The organism is Escherichia sp. E10V10 (assembly GCF_004211985.1).
Taxonomy (GTDB): Bacteria; Pseudomonadota; Gammaproteobacteria; order Enterobacterales; family Enterobacteriaceae; genus Escherichia.
The window spans coordinates 212,952-237,949 of the sequence record NZ_RHJO01000001.1; the positions used below are offsets into that span (position 1 = coordinate 212,952).

Annotated in this window: 25 protein-coding genes and 1 pseudogene; 15 read left to right on the plus strand and 11 right to left on the minus strand. The window is 51.2% G+C overall.

Annotated elements, in window-relative coordinates; genetic code table 11:
• Positions 1–42: 42 nt before the first annotated feature.
• On the minus strand, positions 43–546 hold the full coding sequence (locus tag D9736_RS00965) for a YfbM family protein (RefSeq protein WP_130257465.1): 504 nt from the start codon (positions 544–546) through the stop codon (positions 43–45).
• A 102-nt stretch (positions 547–648) separates the two neighbouring features.
• Positions 649–1,620, minus strand: a complete 972-nt coding sequence (locus D9736_RS00970) for a M28 family metallopeptidase (protein WP_130257466.1) — start codon at positions 1,618–1,620, stop codon at positions 649–651.
• Between the two features lie 137 nt (positions 1,621–1,757).
• Between D9736_RS00970 and D9736_RS00975 the strand changes: the two are divergent.
• A pseudogene (locus D9736_RS00975) lies at positions 1,758–2,532 on the plus strand (von Willebrand factor type A domain-containing protein).
• Between the two features lie 112 nt (positions 2,533–2,644).
• Here the strand turns inward: D9736_RS00975 and rbn are convergent.
• Positions 2,645–3,562 (minus strand): ribonuclease BN, encoded by a 918-nt coding sequence (gene rbn, locus D9736_RS00980; protein WP_130257467.1) that lies wholly within the window; start codon positions 3,560–3,562, stop codon positions 2,645–2,647.
• A 64-nt stretch (positions 3,563–3,626) separates the two neighbouring features.
• On the opposite strand from rbn, the gene D9736_RS00985 reads away from it, so the two are divergent.
• The 9 genes from D9736_RS00985 (at position 3,627) to pmrD (ending at position 11,898) form a co-directional block, all read left to right on the plus strand.
• Positions 3,627–4,088: a GNAT family N-acetyltransferase gene (locus D9736_RS00985; RefSeq protein WP_130257468.1), complete on the plus strand. Its 462-nt coding sequence runs from the start codon at positions 3,627–3,629 to the stop codon at positions 4,086–4,088.
• Between the two features lie 54 nt (positions 4,089–4,142).
• The gene (elaB, locus tag D9736_RS00990; RefSeq protein WP_000070621.1) at positions 4,143–4,448 is read left to right on the plus strand and encodes a stress response protein ElaB; all 306 of its coding nucleotides are present in this window, start codon (positions 4,143–4,145) and stop codon (positions 4,446–4,448) included.
• 78 nt (positions 4,449–4,526) lie between these two features.
• The gene (gene menF, locus D9736_RS00995) at positions 4,527–5,822 is read left to right on the plus strand and encodes an isochorismate synthase MenF (RefSeq protein ID WP_130257469.1); all 1,296 of its coding nucleotides are present in this window, start codon (positions 4,527–4,529) and stop codon (positions 5,820–5,822) included.
• An 88-nt stretch (positions 5,823–5,910) separates the two neighbouring features.
• Positions 5,911–7,581: a 2-succinyl-5-enolpyruvyl-6-hydroxy-3-cyclohexene-1-carboxylic-acid synthase gene (gene menD / locus D9736_RS01000; RefSeq protein WP_130216990.1), complete on the plus strand. Its 1,671-nt coding sequence runs from the start codon at positions 5,911–5,913 to the stop codon at positions 7,579–7,581.
• On the plus strand, positions 7,578–8,336 hold the full coding sequence (menH, locus tag D9736_RS01005) for a 2-succinyl-6-hydroxy-2,4-cyclohexadiene-1-carboxylate synthase (protein WP_130257470.1): 759 nt from the start codon (positions 7,578–7,580) through the stop codon (positions 8,334–8,336). The genes menD and menH overlap by 4 nt, the downstream gene beginning before the upstream one ends.
• A 14-nt stretch (positions 8,337–8,350) precedes the next feature.
• Positions 8,351–9,208, plus strand: coding sequence for a 1,4-dihydroxy-2-naphthoyl-CoA synthase (menB, locus tag D9736_RS01010; RefSeq protein WP_000639996.1), 858 nt, complete (start codon positions 8,351–8,353; stop codon positions 9,206–9,208).
• Positions 9,208–10,170: an o-succinylbenzoate synthase gene (menC, locus tag D9736_RS01015; protein ID WP_130257471.1), complete on the plus strand. Its 963-nt coding sequence runs from the start codon at positions 9,208–9,210 to the stop codon at positions 10,168–10,170. The genes menB and menC overlap by 1 nt, the downstream gene beginning before the upstream one ends.
• Positions 10,167–11,522, plus strand: a complete 1,356-nt coding sequence (menE, locus tag D9736_RS01020; protein WP_130257472.1) for an o-succinylbenzoate--CoA ligase — start codon at positions 10,167–10,169, stop codon at positions 11,520–11,522. Before menC ends, menE begins: the two co-directional genes overlap by 4 nt.
• A gap of 109 nt (positions 11,523–11,631) precedes the next feature.
• Complete coding sequence (gene pmrD / locus D9736_RS01025) at positions 11,632–11,898, plus strand: signal transduction protein PmrD (protein ID WP_130221928.1); 267 nt, start codon at positions 11,632–11,634, stop codon at positions 11,896–11,898.
• On the opposite strand, the gene arnF is transcribed toward pmrD, so the two are convergent.
• Genes arnF through arnB form a run of 7 tightly spaced genes read right to left on the minus strand, consistent with a single transcriptional unit; the run spans position 11,892 to position 19,242 of the window.
• Positions 11,892–12,278 carry a 4-amino-4-deoxy-L-arabinose-phosphoundecaprenol flippase subunit ArnF gene (gene arnF, locus D9736_RS01030; RefSeq protein ID WP_130221927.1) on the minus strand — a complete coding sequence of 129 codons (387 nt, stop codon included), beginning with the start codon at positions 12,276–12,278 and terminating at the stop codon, positions 11,892–11,894. The two genes, pmrD and arnF, sit on opposite strands and share 7 nt — an antisense overlap.
• Positions 12,278–12,613 carry a 4-amino-4-deoxy-L-arabinose-phosphoundecaprenol flippase subunit ArnE gene (arnE, locus tag D9736_RS01035; protein ID WP_130257473.1) on the minus strand — a complete coding sequence of 112 codons (336 nt, stop codon included), beginning with the start codon at positions 12,611–12,613 and terminating at the stop codon, positions 12,278–12,280. The genes arnF and arnE overlap by 1 nt, the downstream gene beginning before the upstream one ends.
• A complete protein-coding gene (gene arnT, locus D9736_RS01040) occupies positions 12,610–14,262 on the minus strand; it encodes a lipid IV(A) 4-amino-4-deoxy-L-arabinosyltransferase (protein WP_130257474.1) in 1,653 nt (550 codons plus the stop codon). The genes arnE and arnT overlap by 4 nt, the downstream gene beginning before the upstream one ends.
• Positions 14,259–15,152 (minus strand): 4-deoxy-4-formamido-L-arabinose-phosphoundecaprenol deformylase, encoded by an 894-nt coding sequence (gene arnD / locus D9736_RS01045; RefSeq protein ID WP_130257475.1) that lies wholly within the window; start codon positions 15,150–15,152, stop codon positions 14,259–14,261. The genes arnT and arnD overlap by 4 nt, the downstream gene beginning before the upstream one ends.
• Positions 15,149–17,131: a bifunctional UDP-4-amino-4-deoxy-L-arabinose formyltransferase/UDP-glucuronic acid oxidase ArnA gene (arnA, locus tag D9736_RS01050; RefSeq protein WP_130257476.1), complete on the minus strand. Its 1,983-nt coding sequence runs from the start codon at positions 17,129–17,131 to the stop codon at positions 15,149–15,151. Before arnA ends, arnD begins: the two co-directional genes overlap by 4 nt.
• Positions 17,131–18,099: an undecaprenyl-phosphate 4-deoxy-4-formamido-L-arabinose transferase gene (gene arnC, locus D9736_RS01055; protein WP_130257477.1), complete on the minus strand. Its 969-nt coding sequence runs from the start codon at positions 18,097–18,099 to the stop codon at positions 17,131–17,133. Before arnC ends, arnA begins: the two co-directional genes overlap by 1 nt.
• A 3-nt stretch (positions 18,100–18,102) precedes the next feature.
• Positions 18,103–19,242 carry a UDP-4-amino-4-deoxy-L-arabinose aminotransferase gene (gene arnB, locus D9736_RS01060; protein ID WP_130257478.1) on the minus strand — a complete coding sequence of 380 codons (1,140 nt, stop codon included), beginning with the start codon at positions 19,240–19,242 and terminating at the stop codon, positions 18,103–18,105.
• A gap of 318 nt (positions 19,243–19,560) precedes the next feature.
• Between arnB and ais the strand changes: the two genes are divergently transcribed.
• Positions 19,561–20,163 (plus strand): lipopolysaccharide core heptose(II)-phosphate phosphatase Ais, encoded by a 603-nt coding sequence (gene ais / locus D9736_RS01065; protein ID WP_130257479.1) that lies wholly within the window; start codon positions 19,561–19,563, stop codon positions 20,161–20,163.
• A gap of 38 nt (positions 20,164–20,201) precedes the next feature.
• On the opposite strand, the gene nudI is transcribed toward ais, so the two are convergent.
• The gene (gene nudI, locus D9736_RS01070; protein ID WP_130221921.1) at positions 20,202–20,627 is read right to left on the minus strand and encodes a nucleoside triphosphatase NudI; all 426 of its coding nucleotides are present in this window, start codon (positions 20,625–20,627) and stop codon (positions 20,202–20,204) included.
• A gap of 279 nt (positions 20,628–20,906) precedes the next feature.
• Between nudI and D9736_RS01075 the strand changes: the two genes are divergently transcribed.
• From D9736_RS01075 to rhmD, 4 genes are all read left to right on the plus strand, one after another.
• Positions 20,907–21,449 carry a YfaZ family outer membrane protein gene (locus D9736_RS01075; protein ID WP_130207171.1) on the plus strand — a complete coding sequence of 181 codons (543 nt, stop codon included), beginning with the start codon at positions 20,907–20,909 and terminating at the stop codon, positions 21,447–21,449.
• Between the two features lie 99 nt (positions 21,450–21,548).
• Complete coding sequence (locus D9736_RS01080) at positions 21,549–22,751, plus strand: nicotinamide mononucleotide deamidase-related protein YfaY (RefSeq protein ID WP_130257480.1); 1,203 nt, start codon at positions 21,549–21,551, stop codon at positions 22,749–22,751.
• 216 nt (positions 22,752–22,967) lie between these two features.
• Positions 22,968–23,750, plus strand: a complete 783-nt coding sequence (locus tag D9736_RS01085; RefSeq protein ID WP_130257481.1) for an IclR family transcriptional regulator — start codon at positions 22,968–22,970, stop codon at positions 23,748–23,750.
• 14 nt (positions 23,751–23,764) lie between these two features.
• Positions 23,765–24,970 carry an L-rhamnonate dehydratase gene (rhmD, locus tag D9736_RS01090; protein WP_130257482.1) on the plus strand — a complete coding sequence of 402 codons (1,206 nt, stop codon included), beginning with the start codon at positions 23,765–23,767 and terminating at the stop codon, positions 24,968–24,970.
• Positions 24,971–24,998 lie beyond the last annotated feature (28 nt).

Here is a 24,998-nt window from a genome sequence, read left to right on the forward strand (position 1 = left end):
CCGCCGACATGTTCGGCGGTTTTTTTTGGTGCCCTGATACCATCACCCAACAATAACCGTCAGCGCATGATTCCCTTGTCGCAGCATACGTCGATACGCGCTAATCAGCTTCTCCATATCAAGCATGATCGAGGCAAAGAGTTGCCCCTCTAACTCTTCTGAAAAGGTCACTCCCGGATAAATCTCCATTTCATTGAGTCGCTGAATGGAAAACTGTTTACGCAGCACATTTCGGTCCAGAGCTTCCAGGCGGTCGATCGTCGCGGCTAACTCCTGATTCCAGGTCAATCCCAGGAAACCATCTATGCCATCTTCGAGGCTGTGTTCACCAAGCACGGCGCGACTTAGCGGGTCATTCTTCGCGGGGTCAAATGCAGAGGTGCCTGTCAGCCCAAAGTGTAAAAAATCCCAGCGTTTATCAATATCCAGTCGGCGTAAACCTGAAAGCGTGTCATGTATATTATCCATCAAAGGTTTTTCAGTAGACTCAAGCAGTTGGTTAATTTTCTCTGAGTCAATTTCTGCAAAATAGCCAATCATTCCCATTTATTTTTCCTCCGTTGAATTTAATTTTTCGCATCTTAAAACAGACGAGGGAAAATAAAATGTGCATGTTGCTTTTTCTGGATCTTCCTCGAGGAATTTTTATTATTTACTATTTTGCAACAAGGTTATAACGCCATTCACCACCTGAGCCATTTTCTGATAATTGAGTCTGTCTGCGGTATCGCCAGGTAAGTGATATTGTTTATTACGATAAAAAGCGGTGTCGGTAATCATTACGGCGGGAATATCGTGTTGCCAATAATTAAGGTGGTCGGAGAAATCGATACCGGGAATAAAACCTGGCGCATTAATAGAATAAACAGGCAACTCTGTTGCTGATAACAACGCAGATTTTACCTGACGCACAGCGCTGATATCCTGCACTCTGCCGACGACAGCAATAAAATCACCACGGTCGGGATAAAGCCAGGACATGACAGAGTAAGGGTAATCCTGACTCCCGGATGCGGCGTCGTAATAACCAATCATCTCCAGCGCTATCATTAATTTCACCGGACGCTCAAGCGAAGCGGCGTGTACCGCGCTCCCCATTTCATCGCTACGAAAGAAGGGCGGTTCTTCCGACGCATAGGCGACCAGTTGCACACCTATTTTCGGCGCTTGCTGCTGTAACAAACGTGCCAGTTCGAGTAATCCTGCCACACCGCTGGCGTTATCATCCGCGCCCGGCGTATAGGTTAATTGATCGTTTTCGTAACTGCTGGCAGAGTCATAGTGCGCACCAATAATAATCAGCGGTCCATCGGCAGGACCATAATCAGCAACAATGTTTTTGTAGGGGCCACCAGTAATGGGGACGTCCTGCACGGTAACTCTGGCACCGCTACTGACAAAGACCTCTTTTATATACTCTGCGGATCTATTCAGATTATCAATATTGTCAGCACTACGTGGATGCACAGTTTGTGTAAAATAACGAACTGTTTTTTCTAATTGCTCGGGACTTGCGTGCTGGGGCGTTGGCGGTAATGCATTGACCCAGGGCTGATAAAAAACAATTAGAGGAAGTGAAAGCAGGAATAATATAAAAAAGGAAAAGGTTATTTTTTTCATATACAAATTCTTAATAGGTTTCGTTGTTGAATCATTATTTGTTATGGGTTTCGAGATTATATTTTATTAAGATTGGTCGGATTATACAAAGAGTCTATTTTATGTCTGGTAGCTGAGTTTATTTAAAAGGATTTTATATGCGAAATAAAAATATAATCATGTTGCTTATTAGTAGTTTGATTTTGTCAGGATGTGGGCCGGAATCTGATGATAAGGAAAGTCAGCAACAACAATCTACTACACCCACAGACCAGCAAGTACTTGCCGCGCAACAAGCGGCAACAAAAGTGGCGGAGCAAAGAGCCGCCGCCGCTAAAGCAAAAACCTAGCCCAGCATGAAGCGCAACAATCCTCAGACAAACAGGCTTTGCAGGGGCGATTGCAGGAAGCGCCAACATTTGAAAGAGCGGCTAAAGCAAAAGCTACACGTATCGCAAATTCAGGAACCGCTCGCTATCAGCAGTTCGATGATAATCCGGTTAAGCAGGTAGCGCAAAACCCGTTGGCGACGTTTAGCCTTGACGTCGACACCGACAGCTAACGCTGAATGGGCAAAAAGCATCAATTGATAAGTTACGCTATGCCCCGGATAGCAAATCAGCGAAATCAGATAAAGCGAAAGAACTGGCCTGGTTAAAGATTCGTTGGAAATACCCGCAGGGAAAAGAAAGTCAGTTAGTTGAATTCCCATTGGCACCCACAACAAACGCACCGTCAGAAGATATGCGTTTTCGCGCAGCAGTCGCTGCATTTGGGCAAAAATTGCGCGGTTATGAATGCCTGAATAATACATCCTGGCAGCAGATCGAACAGTGGGCGCGGCAAGCGAAAGGAGCGGATCAACAAGGCTACAGAGCGGAATTTATTCGCCTGATTGGGCTGGCGGAAGGTCTGGACAATTCACAAAACTAAAAATGATAAATCTGTTTGCCGGATATCGACATCCAGCGTATTCGGCAAACAGATGAAAAATAAGTGCGTTGGCATCATTAAATTAATCTGCCAACTAATCACCGCTTTCGACTTAAATGCTAAACACCGCGAAATCGCTCGCCAGTTCAGTTGCCGGGAAAATCGTCCGGCACTCGTGTAACAAGTGCTGACAGCCTTTATCATCATAGCGCGAACTAACATGGGTAATAATTAGCTTACCGACACCAGCTTCACGGGCCAGTGCCGCCGCCTGGCGTGTGGAGCTGTGGCCGCGACTGTTGGCTTTGGCCTCCATCGCCAAATCCAGAGTCGCTTCGTGAACCATTACGTCGACACCTTTAGCCAGCGCCAGCGCGGCATCGCAAGGACCCGTATCGCCGAAAATGGCGATCACTTTTCCTGGTGTAGGCGCGGCTAAGTAATCAGCGCCGTTAATCTGCCGACCGTCTTCCAGTGTGACAGTTTTTCCGGCTTTCAAATCCTGAAACAATGGGCCTGGCGGTACGCCTGCGGCCTTTAATGCCTGGGCATTCAGCGCACCAGGCTTATCATGTTCATCTACGCGATAGCCGTAACATTCCAGCGGATGTTCCATCGGATAAGCTGTCACTTTACGCAAGCCATCATCAAGAATTTCGCCTGCGCTAATTTCAATAATCTCCAGCGGATAATCGGTCCACGAGCCACTAATGCGTAACGCTGTCTCAACAAATTCACGGATACCTTTCGGACCATAAATGGTTAAGGGTTGCACAATACCTGACATGGAACGACTGCACAGCAAACCGGGCAGACCGAAAAGATGATCGCCATGAAGATGGCTAATAAAAATCCTGTCCAGTTTGCCGGGATTAAACACCGTGTGCAGCATTTGGTGTTGAGTGCCTTCGCCACAGTCAAATAACCAAAGTCCGGCCTGGGTCGGATGTTGCAGATTGAGCAATATCGCCGTGACATTACGCGCCCGGGTTGGAACTCCCGCCGAAGTACCTAAGAAAATTAATTCCATAAGACCATCACATTTCTAAAAATAATCCGGCTAGTATAAGGCATACAACCAAAAGGAGCGCATCATGATCGACTGGCAGGATCTTCATCACTCTGAATTATCGGTTTCTCAGCTTTATGCCTTATTACAACTGCGTTGTGCGGTATTCGTTGTCGAACAAAACTGTCCTTATCAGGATGTCGATGGTGACGATCTGGTAGGTGAAAATCGTCATATTCTCGGCTGGCAAAACGGGAAACTGGTCGCGTATGCGAGGATTCTGAAAAGTGATGATGATCTTGAACCGGTGGTGATTGGTCGGGTGATTGTCAGCGAAGCGTTGCGCGGCGAAAAAGTGGGGCAGCAACTGATGAGTAAGGCGCTGGAATCATGTACGCGCCACTGGCCGGACAAGGCGATTTATCTGGGAGCGCAGGCGCACTTACAAAACTTTTACCGCAGTTTTGGCTTTATCCCTGTGACCGACATTTACGAGGAAGATGGTATTCCCCACATTGGGATGGCGCGCGAAGTCATTCAGGCGTAATTGATAACCGTTGTCTATAGTTAGTGGCAGGTTTTAAGCAAATGGAGAACGAGAATGTCTAATCAATTTGGTGATACACGCATCGATGACGACCTGACGTTGCTGAGTGAAACACTGGAAGAAGTGCTGCGCTCCTCTGGCGATCCCGCCGATCAGAAATATGTTGAGCTGAAGGCGCGAGCAGAGAAGGCGCTGGATGATGTGAAAAAAAGAGTCAGTCAGGCTTCAGACAGCTATTACTATCGGGCGAAGCAAGCGGTTTATCGTGCCGATGACTACGTTCATGAAAAACCGTGGCAGGGGATTGGCGTTGGCGCTGCGGTTGGTTTGGTATTAGGACTGTTGCTGGCACGCCGTTAAAACCTCCCTACACTGGGGTACTGCATTTTTTTTGCAGTACCCCGTATAATGTGAGGCTTTTAACAGGGAGAGGTCCGCGTGCAATCACTCACTACGGCGCTGGAAAATCTATTGCGCCATCTGTCGCAAGAGTTTCCAGCGACGCCCGGCATTCGGGTTTTTGATGTTCCTTTCCCATTAAATGACGCCTTTGATGCCTTAAGCTGGCTGGCCAGCCAGAAAATGTATCCGCAATTTTACTGGCAACAACGCAATAGTGATGAAGAGGCTGCCGTGCTGGGTACAATAGCCAGCTTTTCGTCGCTGGCGCAGGCGCAGCGTTTTCTCCGACAATACCCGGATCACACCGACTTACGTATCTGGGGGCTGAATGCGTTTGACCCTTCCCAGGGCAATTTACTCCTCCCGCGGTTGGAATGGCGACGCTGTGCAGGCAAAGCGACCCTTCGACTGACCCTTTTCAGCGAAAACTCCCTTCAGCATGACGCATATCAGGCAAAGGAATACATTGCTGCTCTGGCAAACATTAAACCGTTGCCAGCTCTGCATTTAACCATCATCCAAGAAAATCACTGGCCGGACAAACCAGCCTGGACGGGGTTAATTAAACTGGCGACTGACACCATTGCTGAAGGTGAACTGGATAAAGTGGTGTTGGCGCGGGCGACCGATCTGCATTTCTCCGATTCAGTTAACGCGGCGGCAATGATGGCTGCCAGTCGTCGGTTGAACCTGAACTGCTACCATTTCTACATGGCTTTTGATGGCGAAAGCGCGTTCCTGGGTTCATCTCCTGAGCGGCTTTGGCGGCGGCGTGACAAAGCGTTGCGTACTGAAGCACTGGCGGGAACGGTGGCGAATCATCCTGATGATAAACAGGCGCAGCAACTGGGCGAGTGGCTGATGGCGGATGATAAAAACCAGCGCGAGAATATGCTGGTGGTGGAAGATATCTGCCAGCGATTACAGAGCGACACCCAGGCGCTGGATGTTTTACCGCCGCAGGTGCTTCGTCTGCGTAAAGTGCAGCATCTGCGTCGCTGTATCTGGACCTCGCTTAATACGGCAGATGATGTGGTTTGTCTGCATCAGTTGCAGCCAACGGCAGCGGTGGCAGGTTTACCGCGCGATTTGGCACGGCAGTTCATCGCCCGGCACGAACCGTTTACCCGTGAATGGTATGCGGGTTCTGCGGGCTATCTCTCATCACAACAAAGCGAATTCTGCGTTTCCCTGCGCTCGGCGAAAATCAGTGGCAATGTCGTGCGATTGTATGCCGGAGCGGGTATTGTCCGAGGCTCAGACCCCGAACTGGAGTGGCAGGAAATCGACAACAAAGCGGCAGGACTGCGCACTTTATTACAATTGGAATAGTAATGAGTCGCATCATTACCGATTCATATCAATAATCTCTTTTTGTAGCTCCTTATACTTAGCCGCAATATTGATACCGGACAAACTCATGTCAGTAAGCGCATTTAACCGACGCTGGGCGGCGGTCATTCTGGAAGCATTAACACGTCACGGCGTCAGACACGTCTGCATCGCCCCTGGCTCTCGTTCTACGCCATTAACTCTGGCGGCGGCGGAAAATTCCGCATTCATTCATCACACTCATTTTGATGAGCGTGGGCTGGGGCATCTGGCGCTGGGACTGGCAAAGGTCAGCAAACAGCCAGTGGCGGTGATAGTGACTTCCGGCACGGCGGTAGCGAATCTCTATCCGGCACTGATTGAAGCTGGGTTAACCGGAGAAAAACTGATCCTGTTAACCGCCGATCGCCCGCCGGAGCTAATTGACTGCGGCGCGAATCAGGCAATTCGTCAGCCGGGTATGTTCGCCTCTCATCCTACGCATAGCATTTCACTACCGCGCCCGACTCAGGATATTCCCGCCCGTTGGCTGGTTTCTACTATCGACCACGCTTTAGGCACGCTGCATGCGGGTGGAGTCCATATCAACTGCCCGTTTGCCGAACCGCTTTATGGCGAGATGGACGATACCGGACTTAGCTGGCAACAACGTCTTGGCGACTGGTGGCAGGGCGACAAACCGTGGCTGCGTGAAGCGCCTCGTCTTGAGAGCGAAAAACAGCGCGACTGGTTCTTCTGGCGGCAAAAGCGCGGCGTGGTGGTTGCCGGGCGCATGAGTGCGGAAGAGGGCAAAAAAGTTGCACTGTGGGCGCAAACTCTTGGCTGGCCGCTGATTGGCGACGTGCTGTCGCAAACCGGGCAGCCGCTGCCGTGTGCCGATCTCTGGTTAGGCAATGCCAAAGCGGTGAGTGAGTTACAGCAGGCGCAGATTGTCGTGCAACTGGGTAGCAGCCTGACTGGTAAACGGTTACTGCAATGGCAGGCGAGCTGTGAGCCAGAAGAGTACTGGATTGTTGATAACATCGAAGGGCAGCTTGACCCGGCACACCACCGTGGACGTCGCCTGGTCGCCAATATTGCCGACTGGCTGGAGTTGCATCCGGCTGAAAAACGTCAGCCCTGGTGCGTGGAGATCCCGGGTCTGGCTGAACAGGCGATGCAGGCAGTTGTTGCCCGTCGCGATGTGTTTGGCGAAGCGCAACTGGCGCATCGCATCAGCGACTATTTGCCTGAACAGGGGCAACTGTTTGTCGGTAACAGCCTGGTGGTACGTTTGATCGATGCTCTCTCGCAACTTCCGGCAGGTTATCCGGTATATAGCAACCGTGGGGCCAGCGGAATTGATGGGCTGCTCTCTACCGCCGCAGGCGTTCAGCGGGCGAGTGGTAAACCGACGCTGGCGATTGTGGGCGATCTCTCTGCTCTTTACGATCTCAACGCGCTGGCGCTATTGCGTCAGGTTTCCGCGCCGCTGGTATTAATTGTGGTGAACAACAACGGCGGACAAATTTTCTCGCTGCTGCCGACGCCGAAAAGCGAGCGCGAGCGTTTCTATCTGATGCCGCAAAACGTCCATTTTGAGCACGCTGCCGCGATGTTTGAGCTGAAATATCATCGTCCGCAAAGCTGGCAGGAACTTGAAACGGCGCTTGCCGACGCCTGGCGCACTCCGACCACCACGGTAATTGAAATGGTGGTTAACGACACCGACGGCGCGCAAACCCTCCAGCAACTGCTGGCGCAGGTAAGCCATTTATGATCCTGCAAGCGCAGGCAAAACACGGCAAACCAGGTTTACCCTGGCTGGTGTTTTTGCACGGTTTTTCCGGCGATTGCCATGAATGGCAAAAAGTGGGCGAGGCGTTTACCGACTACTCGCGGTTGTATGTTGATCTCCCCGGTCACGGCGATTCCGCGGCAATTAGCGTCGATGGATTTGATGATGTCACCGACGTACTGCGTAAAACCCTTGTTAGTTACAACATCCTTAACTTCTGGCTGGTGGGGTACTCGCTCGGCGGACGGGTGGCGATGATGGCGGCTTGTCAGGGGATGCCGGGGCTTTGTGGTGTGATTGTCGAAGGTGGGCATCCTGGGCTGCAAAGTGCTGAACAACGCACGGAACGTCAGCTTTCCGATCGCCAATGGGCGCAGCGTTTGCGCACAGAACCGTTAACTGCGGTCTTTGCCGACTGGTATCAACAGCCTGTTTTTGCCTCGCTCAATGACGAACAACGCCAGGAACTGGTTGCGCTGCGCAGCAACAATAATGGCGCAACCCTTGCCGCCATGCTGGAAGCGACTTCTCTCGCCGTCCAGCCCGATTTACGTGCTAACCTTAGCGCCCGCACATTTGCGTTTTATTATTTATGTGGTGAACGTGACAGCAAATTCCGCGCCCTGGCGGCGGAACTGGCTGCCGAATGCCATGTCATTCCTCGCGCCGGACATAACGCGCATCGGGAAAATCCCGCTGGCGTAATCGCAAGTCTGGCGCAGATCTTGCGTTTCTGACTAAAGGACACAATATGATTTATCCTGATGAAGCAATGCTTTACGCACCGGTTGAATGGCACGACTGCTCCGAAGGTTTCGAGGACATTCGTTATGAAAAATCCACCGACGGTATCGCAAAAATCACCATTAATCGTCCGCAGGTGCGCAATGCCTTCCGTCCTCTGACGGTAAAAGAGATGATCCAGGCGCTGGCGGATGCCCGTTATGACGACAACATCGGCGTGATCATTCTGACTGGCGCGGGCGATAAAGCGTTCTGCTCCGGCGGTGACCAGAAAGTACGTGGCGACTACGGCGGCTATAAAGATGATTCCGGCGTACATCACCTCAACGTGCTGGACTTCCAGCGTCAGATCCGTACCTGTCCGAAACCGGTTGTCGCGATGGTGGCTGGCTACTCCATCGGCGGCGGTCATGTTCTGCACATGATGTGCGACCTGACTATCGCGGCAGATAATGCCATCTTCGGTCAGACTGGCCCGAAAGTCGGTTCCTTCGACGGCGGCTGGGGAGCTTCCTATATGGCTCGCATCGTCGGGCAGAAAAAAGCGCGTGAAATCTGGTTCCTGTGCCGTCAGTACGATGCAAAACAGGCGCTGGATATGGGCCTCGTGAACACCGTGGTGCCGCTGGCCGATCTGGAAAAAGAGACCGTCCGCTGGTGCCGCGAAATGCTGCAAAACAGCCCGATGGCGCTGCGTTGCCTGAAAGCTGCACTGAACGCCGACTGTGACGGTCAGGCAGGTCTGCAGGAACTGGCGGGTAACGCCACCATGCTGTTCTACATGACGGAAGAAGGTCAGGAAGGTCGCAACGCTTTCAACCAGAAACGTCAGCCTGATTTCAGCAAATTTAAACGGAATCCGTAATGCGTAGCGCGCAGGTATACCGCTGGCAGATCCCCATGGACGCGGGGGTGGTTCTGCGCGACAGGCGGTTAAAAACCCGCGACGGGCTATACGTTTGCCTGCGTGAGGGCGAGCGCGAAGGGTGGGGGGAGATCTCCCCACTGCCGGGCTTCAGTCAGGAAACCTGGGAAGAGGCGCAAAGTGTGCTGCTTGCCTGGGTAAATGACTGGCTGGCAGGTGATTGCGAGCTACCGCAGATGCCTTCCGTCGCCTTTGGCGTGAGCTGCGCGCTGGCTGAACTGGCAGATACGCTCCCGCAGGCAGCAAATTACCGTGCTGCACCGTTGTGTAATGGCGATCCGGACGATCTGATCCTCAAACTTGCCGATATGCCTGGCGAGAAAGTGGCGAAGGTCAAAGTGGGATTGTACGAAGCCGTGCGCGACGGCATGGTGGTCAATCTTTTGCTGGAGGCAGTTCCGGATCTGCATTTGCGTCTTGACGCAAACCGCGCCTGGACGCCGCTGAAAGGCCAGCAGTTTGCCAAATACGTTAACCCGGATTATCGCCACCGCATCGCGTTTCTCGAAGAGCCGTGCAAAACCCGCGATGATTCGCGTGCGTTTGCCCGTGAAACCGGCATTGCCATTGCCTGGGATGAAAGCGTGCGCGAGCCGGATTTTGCCTTTGTGGCGGAAGAGGGCGTGCGTGCGGTGGTGATCAAACCCACGCTCACGGGCAGCCTGGAGAAAGTCCGCGAGCAGGTGCAGGCGGCGCACGCGCTGGGGCTGACGGCAGTGATCAGTTCTTCCATCGAGTCGAGCTTAGGCTTAACGCAACTGGCGCGGATTGCTGCCTGGTTAACGCCAGACACCATTCCGGGGCTGGATACGCTGGATCTGATGCAGGCGCAGCAGGTTCGTCGCTGGCCGGGTAGCCCGCTGCCATTAGTGGAAGTTGATGCACTGGAGCGGCTGTTATGATCTTCTCTGACTGGCCGTGGCGTCACTGGCGGCAGGTGCGGGGAGAAGCCATTGCCTTACGTCTTAATGACGAGCCACTCAACTGGTGCGAGCTTTGTGCTCGCGTCGATGAATTAGCCTCCGGTTTTGCTGCGCAGGGGGTGGTTGCGGGCAGCGGCGTAATGTTGCGGGCGTGGAATACGCCGCAAACGCTGCTAGCCTGGCTGGCGTTACTGCAATGCGGAGCGCGGGTGTTGCCCGTGAATCCACAACTGCCGCAACCGTTGCTTGAAGAATTGCTGCCAAATCTCACTCTGCAATTTGCGCTGGTGCCGGAAGGGGAAAACACGTTTCCGGCGTTAACGTCGCTGCATATTCAGCTGGTTGAAGGCGCACATGCCGCTGCGTGGCAGCCGACGCGTCTGTGCTCAATGACGTTAACCTCTGGCTCCACTGGCTTGCCGAAAGCCGCAGTTCATACTTATCAGGCCCATCTTGCCAGTGCCGAAGGGGTGTTATCGCTGATTCAGTTTGGCGAGCATGATGACTGGCTGCTCTCTTTGCCGTTGTTTCACGTCTCTGGTCAGGGAATTATGTGGCGCTGGTTATACGCTGGTGCGCGGATGACGGTACGTGATAAACAGCCATTGGAGCAAATGCTGGCAGGCTGTACTCACGCTTCACTGGTGCCAACACAGCTCTGGCGTTTGCTGGTTAACCGCAGTTCCGTTTCCCTGAAAGCGGTGTTACTCGGCGGCGCGGCGATCCCGGTCGAGTTGACGGAACAGGCGCGCGAACAGGGGATTCGTTGCTTTTGTGGCTATGGTCTGACGGAGTTCGCTTCCACGGTTTGCGCGAAAGAAGCGGACGGCCTGGCTGACGTCGGCTCGCCGCTGCCCGGTCGGGAAGTGAAAATCGTTAACGATGAAGTGTGGCTGCGGGCTGCCAGTATGGCAGAAGGCTACTGGCGTAACGGGCAACTGGTGCCGCTGGTGAATGACGAAGGCTGGTACGCCACGCGCGATCGCGGTGAGATGCATAATGGCAAGCTGACCATTGTCGGACGTTTAGACAATCTGTTCTTCAGTGGTGGCGAAGGCATTCAGCCAGAAGAAGTCGAACGTGTGATTGCCGCACATCCTGCGGTTTTGCAGGTGTTTATCGTTCCCGTTGCCGACAAGGAGTTTGGTCATCGTCCGGTAGCGGTGGTGGAGTATGACCAGCAAAGCGTTGATCTTGGCGAATGGGTGAAAGATAAGCTGGCCCGTTTTCAACAACCGGTGCGTTGGCTAACGCTGCCGCCTGAATTGAAAAACGGAGGCATTAAGATTTCACGTCAGGCGCTAAAAGAGTGGGTGCAACGCCTGCAATAATTAACCATCCGTTTCACTTCTCATTTTTACCATTCCATTGCCATTGATAATGAGTTTATCTGTTAATCTGTAAATTAATGTGAAAATTCTTATCTGACAGGGAGGTACAATGGAGTGGTTAGTAAAAAAGACGTGTTGCGGCGTGGCGAAAAATCGTCATGTATTGGTCCTTAGTGATACCAGTGGTGCTCTCAAAATGATTGCCGAAGTGTGCAATGATGTCATTGTTCAGCCAGGTGATTTACTCTCACCGCTACAGGATGCTATGTACTGTATTAACCGGGATACACAACGCACAATTAAAGTTATTGATGCCCGAAGCTACAGTGGCGAAGAGTGGGAGAATGTACGCAAAATGGCCAGAAGTCGTCAGTGATTTTTATTTCGAACTGGCAGGAAAATCAGCGTTAATCCACCCATAATACAGGCCACTCCAAGCAGTGCCTTCACAGAAAAAGTCCCTTCCCAGCCGGGAAGTACTATTGATGCAATCCATACCAGTACATAACTCACACTCAGCAAAGTATAGGCTTTGCTGAGTGTGAGTTGATGAAGTGTTTTGTACCAACAAAAAACGGAAAGCAGATAACCCAGTAGCCCGATCACCAGCATCCGGACATCCAGGCCAAAAGCCAAAAGCGCAGCGATAAAATCCCACAACTGCGTCATCGGCGGTAGATGACTTGCTGCAAAACCGAGGCTTAATTGCGCAGCAGAAGCAATAATGACGCTGAATAATCCCCACATCAGGCCCATTACACCGTGCTCCCGAGAATAACAATGCCACCAATAATGAATGCCACCCCACACCAGTGACGAAAAGACACGGGTTCATGCCACAGTTTTACTGCTGCCAGCGTCACCCAGACAAAATTCAGGCTCAACATTGGATAGGCAATGCCTACCGGCACGTTCTGTAATACCAGCAGCCAGAGCAGCATTGCCAGCCCCAGACACACCAATGCCAGCGCCAGCCACAGTGCAATATGTTTGCGCCGTTTACTTACCGCCACAAAGCGAGTTGCCTGTTTCTGGCAGAGCTGCCCGGCTACGCTAAGCAGGCTAGCAAAGACTAATATCAGCCAGATCATTTAGGCCGATACTGAAAGAGCACCAGACGTCCCTGATGATCGGTGGCGTCTGCAGGTGGAATGGGGAGACTGTTAATGTCTTCATCGTGGTCAACCGAAAGTACGAGAGTAATAATCCCCTCCTGACGATGCTTATTAAGCCAGTTGGCGAAATCATCACCGCTGACAAACCTGCCTTTCGCATCCGGGTAGTTAAGGCCATATTTCAACTCACCCGTCTGACGATACATGATGATGTCATTGCGTTGCAGACTCCATGCCAGACCTGCGGCAACGCCGACGCTATCAGTAAGAATATAGCGGCTCGGCTGAAGTGATTCTTGCGTCATCTCGACAAAAAATTGCGGATGTTTGCCTTCCATAATTCTGTCAGGAATCGCAATTCCCACGAGCAATGCCAGCCCCAACGGGCAAAGTGCCGCAAAAGGCCAGTTTTTTTCAATGTTCGTTAATGTGTACCAGCCGAAAAATGCCCATAGCGAAAAAATCGACCATGCGCAAAAGACTTTATAGATTTCGAAAGTTTGCCAGACTGGCGTACTCATTGGTCCCCAGGGAGAGACAACAAACGTGGCAATAATGCCAGTAACGCCAAATGCGATGTTAATCCAGCCATTAATTCGCAACGCCAGAGGATTATTTTTTGCTGCCTGCAACGCGTAATACTCCATCAACATCGCTAAAGGTGCAAAGCAGGAGAGAATATAGGTGGGTAATTTACCTTTGGCGATGGAGAAAAACAGCAGTGGCATCACCGTCCAGCTCAACAAATAGACGGTTGCGGAATGATTGCGGTTTTTCCAGCCAGCACACAGTGCGCCGGGGAGTAATCCCAGCCATGGCAGGCTACCGGCAATGATGACAGGCAAGTAGTACCAGAACGGGGCTTTATGTTGGGCATCATCCATCGCAAAGCGTTGAATATGCTCAACCCAGAAAAAATAATGCCAGAAGTCAGGCTCCCGTTGCGCTATTGCTAACCCCCAGGGGAGAACCGTCAGTACACAACTGATGATTGCCAGCCAGCCGTAAATAAAGAAATCTTTCCAGCGTTTTTGCGTCGCCACCCATGGCAGCACGCTTAATACCGGCACGGCGAGGGCGAGAAAACCTTTGATCATTACCCCCATACCGCAGGTGATTCCCAGCAGTAAAAATCCCGCGCTTTTGCCTTTCCACGTTTGCGCATCCATTGCCAACCAGAAGCTACACATTCCCGCCACCAGCCAGAATGCAATAAACGGATCGAGCACGGCGTAAGTGCCGATGGCGTAGACAATAAGCAGCGAGAGATAAATCACAGCGGCGAGTAATGCCAGACGTTTATCGCGCCATAAGCGCAGAGTAAACCAGGTCACCAGCGCGGCGGTTAACAGGGTCGCAAAGATAACGCCTGCCCGAACACCAAAGTTATTCGCGCCAAATAACCATTGCCCAATGCTGTTAATCCAGTATCCGGCAATGGGTTTTTCGAAATAACGTAGCCCTAACAGATGGGGCACAATCCAGTCGCCGGAAGCCAGCATTTCCCGACTGATTTCCGCATAACGCGTTTCATCAGGTTGCCAGAGCAGGCGATAATTAATCGGCAAGAGATAATAGACGGTAATAAACGCAAAGAATACTGCGTAATAGCGAATGGATTTCATGGACGAGTTCCCGCAACTTGTTGGCAACCCAGCCAGCCTTCACGTCCAGCGATTCTTCCACGCACCACATGTCCGAGCGGCAACGTCTCCGGCAGCAGCTCGCCTAATGGACAAAACGTAATGCCTTCACGGGCGGCACGCTTCAGGAGATCAACAAAATCAGGATGATAAGCACAACCTTCAACTTCAGCATGGATGGTATAAACCGGCGTCCCTTTATCTCGCAGGATGCGGTTGAGTAGCCAGCCGTTAAAATCTTGCGCTTTCACATCCCGGCCAATCACTTCATCCCAGGTAGGTAATGTCACTGGAATTTGTGCAGTGCCAGGTTCTCCTGATTCGAGCAAGGGACGAAACGGCATGGCCCCACGACAATCGCTGTTGTAGCGCAAATGGAACGCTTCTTTTGCTTCGATCACCTGTTGGTCGGCACGCCAGCCAGCGGCAGCGGAGCAGGTTATCGGTTGGCCGATAATCTCTTCCAGGGTGCGAAGGCCGCGTGCAATATCGTCGACCATCGTTTGCCGATCCCAGTTGCCGCTATGGGCTTGCCAGGCGTGGTGATCCCAGGCGTGCAGGCCGACTTCGTGGTATTTAGCCGCTTCACGAATGATATCGGCATTGGCATGACCAATCTCTTTTCCTGGCCATGCCGTACCTGCCAGTAAAATATCCCAGCCATAAAGCGATGCCGCGTTTGAGCGCAGCATCTTCCACAAAAACTGTGGCTTCACCAGTCGCCAGAGATGGCGGCCCATATTGTCCGGGCCGACGCTGAAAAAAATGCTGGCCTGAATATTATACTTACTTAAGGTTTCCAGCAGACGTGGCACCCCTTCGCGGGTGCCACGAAAAGTATCGACATCAATACGTAAACCTACTTTGGTCATGATGACTTATCCGTAAGATCGACAGTGCGCAGGAAGAAATCCAGCGTCTCATCGATGGTTTCCTGCATATCAATTTTCGGTTCCCAGCCGAGGCAACGGCGGGCATTGCGGATGCTCGGTTTACGATGTTCTACGTCCTGATATCCTTTGCCGTAGTAGCTGCTACTTTCTACCACGCGAAAGCCCGCAAACGGTGGGAAGTGATGGCGCAGCGGATGTTTTTCGAAGCTCGCCAGCAGCATCTCGCCGAGCTCTTCAATACTCGCTTCGTTATCAGGATTGCCAATGTTGATAATTTCGCCGTCGCAGCGATTTCCCGCATTTTCGATAATGCGGTATAACGCTTCGATTCCATCGCGAATATCAGTAAAGCAGCGTTTTTGTTTTCCGCCATCAATCAGCTTAATCGGTGAACCTTCCACCAGATTGAGAATGAGTTGCGTAATAGCGCGTGAGCTACCAATTCGCGCTGCATTAAGATTATCCAGTCGTGGTCCCATCCAATTAAACGGGCGGAAGAGGGTGAACTGCAACCCCTCTTTTTCGCCATACGCCCAGATCACCCGATCAAGTAATTGTTTTGATACTGAATAAATCCAGCGTGGTTTATTCACCGGGCCGACGATCAAATTAGAATGGTCTTCATCGAAGTATTTATCGCTACACATCCCATAAACTTCTGAAGTCGACGGGAAGATGATTCGCTTACGGTACTTCACGCAATAACGGATAATGCGCAGATTCTCTTCAAAATCGAGTTCAAATACGCGCAGCGGGTTGCGGGTATATTCAATCGGCGTGGCTATCGCCACCAGCGGCAACACGACATCACATTTTTTGACGTGATACTCAATCCATTCGGAATGAATGCTGATATCGCCTTCAACAAAATGAAAATGCGGATGATTCAGAAAACGGCTTATCGCGTCGCTGCCAATATCCAGACCGTAAACTTCATAGTGATCTTCGCGCAGCAGGCGTTCTGTCAAATGGTTACCGATAAAACCATTTACCCCGAGGATTAACACCCGGGTACGGCGTCGGGCGGCGCAGGCAGGCTGGCTATTCAAGCGTGAACCTTGCACCAGCCCCAGCGTCTGGGCTAATTGTGAGCCCTGCATAGTAATGCCGTCGCCCGCTTGTCCGGTGACGATTTCCAGCGCGCCATCGTCACAGGCAATCAGCAACGGCGCAACAGAAATCACGCTTCCCGGCTGCGCTGCGGACGTATGAGGATGTACGCGTGACGACCAGACGGTAAATTTTTGATTACCAACATAGCTGAAGGCACCCGGCCACGGATCGGCGACGGCGCGGACCATGTTATGCAATACGGCTGCCGGTTTGTGCCACTCGAGGAAGCTGTCATCCGGCGTTCTGCGACCAAAACAGGTGGCTTCGTTCTCGCGTTGGGCTATTTCCAGAATCTTACCGTGTTTAATGGCGGGTAACGTCTGTTCCAGCAACTGACGCGCGGCATGGCACAATTTATGATGCAGCGTAATGGCGATATCATCTGGCGCAATGGCAACGCGCAGTTGGGCAACAATGGCCCCGGCATCGGCACGTTTAACCATTCGGTGCAATGTAACGCCCGTTTCCGTTTCACCGTTCACCAGCACCCAGTTCAGCGGCGCGCGACCACGATATTTTGGTAACAGCGAACCATGCAGATTAAATGCACCTGCGGGAGCGAGCTGTAAAATCTCATCGCTAATGAGATGGCGATAATAAAAAGAGAAAATTACCTCTGGTGACAGTTGGGCAATGCGTTCCACCCACAGCGGATGATTAATGTTATCCGGCGCGTAAACCGGAATGCCTTTTTCCGCCGCCAGGCGGGCCACCGAACCATAAAAGGCTTTTTCGCCAGGATTATCAGTATGGGTAAAAATGGCGCTAATTTCGTAACCGGCAGCCAGCAGGGCTTCAATACCGAGGCATCCCATATCGTGGTAGGCAAAAACGACGGTTTTCATTATTCATTTTCCTTGCTGGATGGACGGATAACTTGCTGAACAAAATAGCGGGGGCGGGCGCGGACATCGGTGTAGATCCTGCCAATATATTCACCGAGCAATCCCATGCCGATAAACTGAGCGCCAATAAAAGTAAACAGCACGGCAAATAGCATAAAGACGCCTTCCGCGGCCCATTGTGGTCCGAAGGTCAGGCGTAAAATCACCAGCAGTACCGCAATGCTGAAACCCCCAATCGCAATCACGCTGCCGAGAAGACTCAGCATACGTAGCGGTGTGGTCGTAAGGCAGGTCACCAGGTCGTACATCAAATTAATCAGGCGCATAAAGCTGTATTTAGATTCGCCATACTCACGCTCGGCATGATGCACCGGAATTTCAATGGCGCGGCGAGCGAAGATATTCGCCAGAATCGGGATAAAGGTGCTGCGTTCATGGCAGTGCAACATGGCATCGATAATATGACGGCGATAGGCGCGTAACATACAGCCATAGTCGCCCATCGCTTTGCCGGTGGTGCGCTGAATAAGTCGGTTAATCATCTTCGAAGCGGTTTTACGAAACCAAGTATCCTGGCGATTCTGGCGTACAGTACCCACCACGTCGTAACCTTCATCGGCTTTTTCTACCAGACGGGGGATCTCCTCTGGCGGATTCTGGAGATCTGCATCGAGGGTAATAATTAAGTCGCCGGTAACGTGGCTGAAACCTGCCATGATCGCCGAATGCTGTCCGTAATTACGATTAAGTAAAATAGACACGATGTGGCTGCCCTCTGCTTGTGAGGCATCGACGAGCATTTGTGCGGAATTATCGCTACTGCCGTCATCAATCAGCAGGATCTCATACTCTTTCCCCAGCGATTCACAGGCTGCGGTGGTGCGCCTGATTAATTCCGGTAAGCTTTCCTGCTCGTTATAGACGGGAATAACCACCGAGACTTTCTTAACAGGGTGGATTTCAAACATGGCTTATTGTCCTGCGAGTTGCTGAAGGGCAGCGATGACGCGGTCGGCATCGGCGGTGGTCATATCTGGAAAAAGCGGCAACGAACAGATGCGTTCGCTGTTCCATTCGGTATTCGGTAACGACAGCGTGGGAAAACGCTCGCGATAATATTTTTGCGTGTGAGCAGCGCGGAAATGTAACCCGGTGCCAATGCCTCTTTCTTTTAACGCTTCCATCAACGCATCGCGACTGATACCACAACGTTGTTCATCGACACGAATAATAAACAGATGCCAGGCGTGAATGTGCGGCCATGCGGGAAGGCTTAAAGGCTGGAACGGGAGAGCTGCCAGTGCTTGCTGATATTGCAGGGCAATTTCGCGACGACGGGTGTTGAGATGCTCTAATTTGGCTAACTGTGTCAGGGCAATCGCGGCGTTAATATCGGTCAGATTGTACTTGTAGCCCGGCGTTAATACTTCTGCCTGTGGCGCGCGGCCCCAGGTTTGTCTGTCATATGCATCGACGCCCAGACCATGAAATTTCAGCATACGTAGCTGGCGGGCGAGGTTTTCATCATCAGTAACAATCAGGCCGCCTTCTGCACAGGTAATATTTTTGATGGCGTGAAACGAAAAAATAGCAGTACCTTTCGCACCAATATGTCGGCCTTTGTAATACGTACCGACGGCATGGGCGGCATCTTCAATAACCGCGATACCGTAACGTTCGCCAATGGCGCGAATGGCGTCAATATCTGCTGGCGCACCGGCATAATGCACTGGAATGATGGCTTTGGTACGCGGCGTAATGGCTGCTTCGATCGCTTCAGGCGTGACCATCAGCATATCGCGATCGACATCTACCATTACCGGCGTAGCGCCCAACAAAGAAATCATATTAAGAGTTGATACCCAGGTCAGAGAAGGCGTGATCACTTCATCGCCAGCACCTATCTCCAGCGCCATCAGCGTGATATGCATTCCGGCTGTGGCTGAACTGATCGCGATGGCATGTTGGTTTCCCGTCAACTGGCAAAAGGCTTGTTCAAGCGCCTGATTCTTCGGACCTGTGGTGATCCATCCAGATTCGAGAACATCTTTAACCGCAGTGAGTTCTTCCACACCCATTGCCGGACGTGAAAAGGGCAAAAAATCTGACATTATTATTCCTTCGGCCATTGAATACTTTTCCCATCTATTCACTAATATTTGTTATAGGGAGCGTTATATGTATTTTGCCATTTGGAGTGAAATTCTAAGGGTAGAATATTAATTTAACCTTAAGGAACTAATATAGTACTTACATATTATTTTTTTTCGTTTTTTTAGCTTATTCGGGCTTTTCATTTGACAAGATTTAAGGCATTTTGCGTGCATCGTAATGTTTTAATACTATCCCCAGCCCCTATTTGCCGGTGAAAATATTATTTGTTTTCACGGTCATTTAGCTGGCTACGCGTGTCTATAGGTGGAGCTTAGGTGTTAGCTTTTTGTCGGACTTCGATGAAGTCTAAAAAATATATCTTCATTTTACTGGTGCTTGCTGTAATTGCCGGGTTGGGTAGTCATGCTGCCTGGAGTAGCAATGGGTTACCACGAATCGACAACAAAACGTTGGCCAGATTGTCGCAACAACACCCGGTGGTGGTTCTGTTTCGCCATGGAGAGCGCTGCGATCGTTCTTCCAATCAATGCTTGTCAGACAAAACAGGTATTACGGTAAATGGCTCTCAGGATGCGCGTGAACTGGGCAAAGCCTTCAGCGCAGATATCCCTGATTTCGATCTTTATTCCAGTAATACCGTTCGGACTATTCAGTCGGCAACCTGGTTTTCTGCGGGCAAAAAACTGACGGTAGATAAACGACTGTTACAATGTGGTAATGAGATTTATAGCGCAATTAAAGACTTACAAAGTAAAGCGCCTGATAAAAATATTGTTATCTTCACCCACAACCACTGTCTGACGTATATCGCGAAAGATAAACGTAACGTGACATTTAAACCAGATTATCTGGATGGACTGGTGATGCATGTGGAAAACGGTAAAGTTTTACTGGATGGGGAATTTGTCAATCACTGATCTTTGAATCTGACAGCCAGTAATGGCTGTCATCACTATCACAGAAGACCCTTCAAACGTAATGTTTTCTGGGTAGCGACATTTAAATCGTATTGCGCCAGATCTTCTGGTTTTACCCACGCGTATTCCTGAAACTCTTCGTTTATTTTCACTTCACGGTTGGCAGAAACGCAGTCAAAGATCAGGTAAATCATATAAATCTCTTCCTTACGACCATCTGCATACGTCTTAGTGCGAATGTCATCGCTGAAAGTCCACGGCGTGATGTCAGTAAGAATCAGTTGCTCGCCTAACTCTTCTCTGATTTCACGGCGTAATGCTTCTTCAATACGTTCGCCAGGTTCCACGCCACCACCCGAAAGCGCCCATTGACCCGGGAAAACGCCGCGATCGTCAGCCATTTTGCATAGCAGATAAGCACCATCATTTTGAATCAAAGGGCAAACAATAGTCCGTTGTCGCACAGGGATGTTCCTTATAATCGAAAATAAACCAAGAGAATACGGCAACTCAGAAATATGCGAAAGTGACATTAGTCTCTTTTGCGATGATAACTGCGCTGATTATTATTTTGGTTTATAACGTAAATCATGTTTATTTTTTCGGCGTTAAATTATTAAAGACGTATTTAGTTACAATAAGTTAGCAGATCGCTTTTTTCACGCATTGAATCCTCTGCGTCAGGCAGTACAATCCCGCAGCTTTGGGGAATGTTGATTATCTTCTTGCGGAAAAAGGTAAAAATGAAAAAATTTGCGCTACCAGTTCTGGCTGGAATGCTGTTGGTTTCTGCATCGGCAAATGCGATAAGCATCAGCGGCCAGGCAGGTAAGGAATACACCAATATTGGCGTCGGTTTCGGGACCGAGTCTACGGGACTGGCGTTAAGCGGTAACTGGACACATAACGACGACGACGGTGATGTCGCGGGCGTGGGGTTGGGCCTGAATCTTCCTCTGGGGCCGTTAATGGCAACTGTAGGTGGGAAAGGTGTTTATACCAACCCGAATTACGGCGATGAAGGTTACGCGGCAGCAGTCGGTGGTGGTTTGCAGTGGCAAATTGGCGACAGCTTCCGTCTGTTTGGCGAGTATTATTACTCTCCGGATTCGCTCTCCAGCGGTATTCAAAGTTATGAAGAAGCGAATGCTGGCGCGCGTTATACCATTATGCGTCCAGTCAGTATTGAGGCAGGCTACCGTTATCTGAACCTGTCGGGGAAAGACGGCAATCGCGATAATGCCGTGGCCGACGGCCCTTATGTCGGGGTTAACGCCAGCTTCTGATACCTTCCGGCGCGGCGTTCTGTCGCGCCATTCAGTTTCTTACTACGCCTTATCTCCCTTTGCGTTATAGTGATTCGATAACAAAAGCAGGAGATAACCATGTTAAAAGTGGAAATGCTATCCACCGGGGATGAGGTGTTACACGGGCAAATCGTTGACACGAATGCAGCCTGGCTGGCCGACTTTTTCTTTCATCAGGGCTTGCCGCTATCTCGCCGTAATACGGTAGGCGATAACCTTGAAGATTTAGTCACCATTCTTCGTGAGCGCAGTCAGCACGCCGATGTGCTGATCGTTAACGGCGGGCTGGGACCGACCAGTGATGATTTAAGCGCACTCGCCGCTGCAACAGCAAAAGGTGAAGGCCTGGTGCTGCATGAGGCCTGGCTCAAAGAGATGGAACGCTATTTCCACGAACGTGGACGAGTAATGGCACCGAGCAACCGTAAACAAGCGGAGCTGCCTGCCAGTGCTGAATTTATCAATAACCCGGTAGGCACCGCCTGTGGTTTTGCCGTGCAGCTTAATCGTTGCCTGATGTTCTTTACTCCCGGCGTACCGTCAGAATTTAAGGTGATGGTCGAGCACGAAATCCTGCCGCGCCTGCGCGAGCGTTTTTCTTTACCGCAGCCGCCGGTTTGTCTGCGTTTGACTACCTTTGGTCGTTCGGAAAGCGATCTGGCACAAAGCCTGGACACTCTACAACTGCCGCCGGGCGTAACAATGGGCTATCGCTCCTCGATGCCGATAATTGAACTGAAGCTGACCGGACCGGCAAGCGAGCAACAGGCGATGGAAAAACTGTGGCTGGACGTTAAACGTGTTGCCGGACAGAGCGTGATTTTCGAAGGCACCGAAGGACTGCCCGCGCAGATCAGTCGCGAATTGCAAAACCGCCAGTTCAGCCTGACGTTGAGCGAGCAATTCACCGGTGGTTTATTGGCTTTGCAACTTTCTCGCGCAGGTGCGCCATTGCTGGCGTGTGAAGTGGTTCCTTCACAGGAAGAGACTCTGGCACAAACCGCGCACTGGATCACAGAGCGGCGGGCCAACCATTTTGCCGGGCTGGCACTGGCTGTTTCGGGGTTCGAGAACGAATATCTCAACTTTGCGCTAGCCACGCCGGACGGCACTTATGCTCTGCGCGTACATTTCAGCACTACGCGCTACAGTCTGGCTATTTGTCAGGAAGTGTGTGCAATGATGGCGTTGAATATGCTGCGCCGTTGGCTGAACAGTCAGGACATTGCCAGCGAGCACGGCTGGATTGAGGTTGTTGAGTCCATGACCTTATCCGTCTGATCAGTCATTCTGTGCCGGTTTACTGCACCGGCACATTCCCCTCCCGCAAATTTGTCCAACCTGTTGTACTCAATAAGAAAAAATCCGTGCGCTGATTCACAAATTTGTGCGTAATTTCTCCAGTCCGCTGGACGAGAAACGGGATTTGATGCGCTTCACAATTTTACTCACCCTGAGCGACGAGACTGATTCCAGTATCTAAGACTGGAGTCCAGTATGTTGGAATCAAGCAAAGTACCCGCCCTGACACGGGCTATTGATATTCTCAATCTGATTGCCCGCATTGGACCTTGTAGTGCTGCAACGATCATTGACACATTGGGGATCCCGAAAAGTACGGCCTATCTGTTGCTTAACGAACTTAAACGCCAGCGTTTTCTTAGCCTTGATCACCAGGAAAATTTTTGTTTGTGGACCAAGCTGGTGGAGCTTTCCGCTCATGCGTTAAGCAAGATGGATCTCAGGGAGCTGGCGCGACCACGCCTGACGCAACTGATGGATACCACTGGGCTGTTATGCCACCTTGGGATCATCGATAACGGTAGTGCTTATTACATTCTGAAAGTGGAGTCTTCAGCCACCATCAGTGTGCGTTCCCATGAAGGGAAAAGCCTTTCGCTTTATCGTTCCGGCATCGGGAAATGCCTTCTTGCCTGGCAACCAGCCGCTGTCCAGCAAAGCATTATCGAAGGACTGGTCTGGGAAAAGGCGACACCTACCACAATGACTCATCCACAACTGCTCCACGAGGAACTGGCGCGTATTCGCCGTCAGGGCTGGAGCTATGACAACTGCGAAGATTACGCCGATGTTCGTTGCGTCGCCGCTCCGGTGTTTAACGCCAATAACGAACTTACCGCCGCGATCTCGGTGGTCGGTACTCGCTTACAAATCAACGAAGAATACCGTGACTATCTGGCGGGCAAAGCCATTGCCTGCGCCAGGGATATTTCACGTCTGTTGGGATGGAAAAGTCCCTTTGACTTACAGGCCTCATAACAATGGAGAACATCATGACCCTACCAAAAATCAAACAGGTTCGCGCCTGGTTTACTGGCGGTGCGACAGCAGAAAAAGGCGCTGGCGGAGGTGATTATCACGACCAGGGGGCGAATCACTGGATAGACGATCATATTGCTACCCCGATGAGTAAATACCGCGATTATGAACAGTCGCGCCAGTCATTTGGCATTAACGTTCTTGGCACGTTGATTGTCGAAGTTGAAGCAGAAAACGGCCAGATCGGTTTCGCCGTTTCAACTGCCGGTGAAATGGGGTGTTTTATTGTCGAAAAACACCTTAACCGTTTTATCGAGGGCAAATGTGTCAGTGATATCAAACTGATTCACGATCAAATGCTCAATGCCACTCTGTATTACTCCGGTTCTGGTGGCCTGGTGATGAACACGATTTCCTGTGTCGATCTGGCACTGTGGGACCTGTTCGGCAAAGTGGTTGGGCTTCCGGTTTACAAACTGTTAGGTGGCGCAGTCCGTGATGAAATCCAGTTCTACGCCACTGGCGCACGTCCGGATCTGGCAAAAGAGATGGGATTTATCGGTGGCAAAATGCCGACGCACTGGGGGCCACATGATGGCGATGCGGGGATCCGCAAAGATGCCGCTATGGTCGCGGATATGCGTAAGAAATGTGGTGAAGATTTCTGGTTAATGCTCGACTGCTGGATGAGCCAGGACGTGAACTATGCCACCAAACTAGCCCACGCTTGTGCTCCCTATAACCTGAAATGGATCGAAGAGTGCCTGCCGCCACAACAGTATGAAGGTTATCGCGAACTAAAACGCAACGCGCCAGCGGGAATGATGGTCACCAGTGGTGAGCACCACGGCACACTGCAATCTTTTCGTACGCTTTCAGAAACCGGTATCGACATCATGCAGCCGGATGTGGGCTGGTGTGGTGGCTTAACCACGCTGGTGGAAATTGCCGCAATTGCCAAATCACGCGGACAGCTAGTGGTGCCGCACGGTTCGTCTGTTTACTCCCACCATGCGGTAATCACCTTCACTAATACCCCATTTAGCGAATTCCTGATGACCAGTCCGGATTGTTCAACGATGCGTCCGCAGTTTGACCCCATTCTGCTCAATGAGCCGGTTCCGGTGAATGGTCGTATTCACAAATCAGTACTTGATAAACCTGGTTTCGGCGTCGAACTCAATCGTGACTGCAATCTGAAACGCCCTTACAGCCACTAATCACTCAGGGCGTTGCCGTGATAACGGC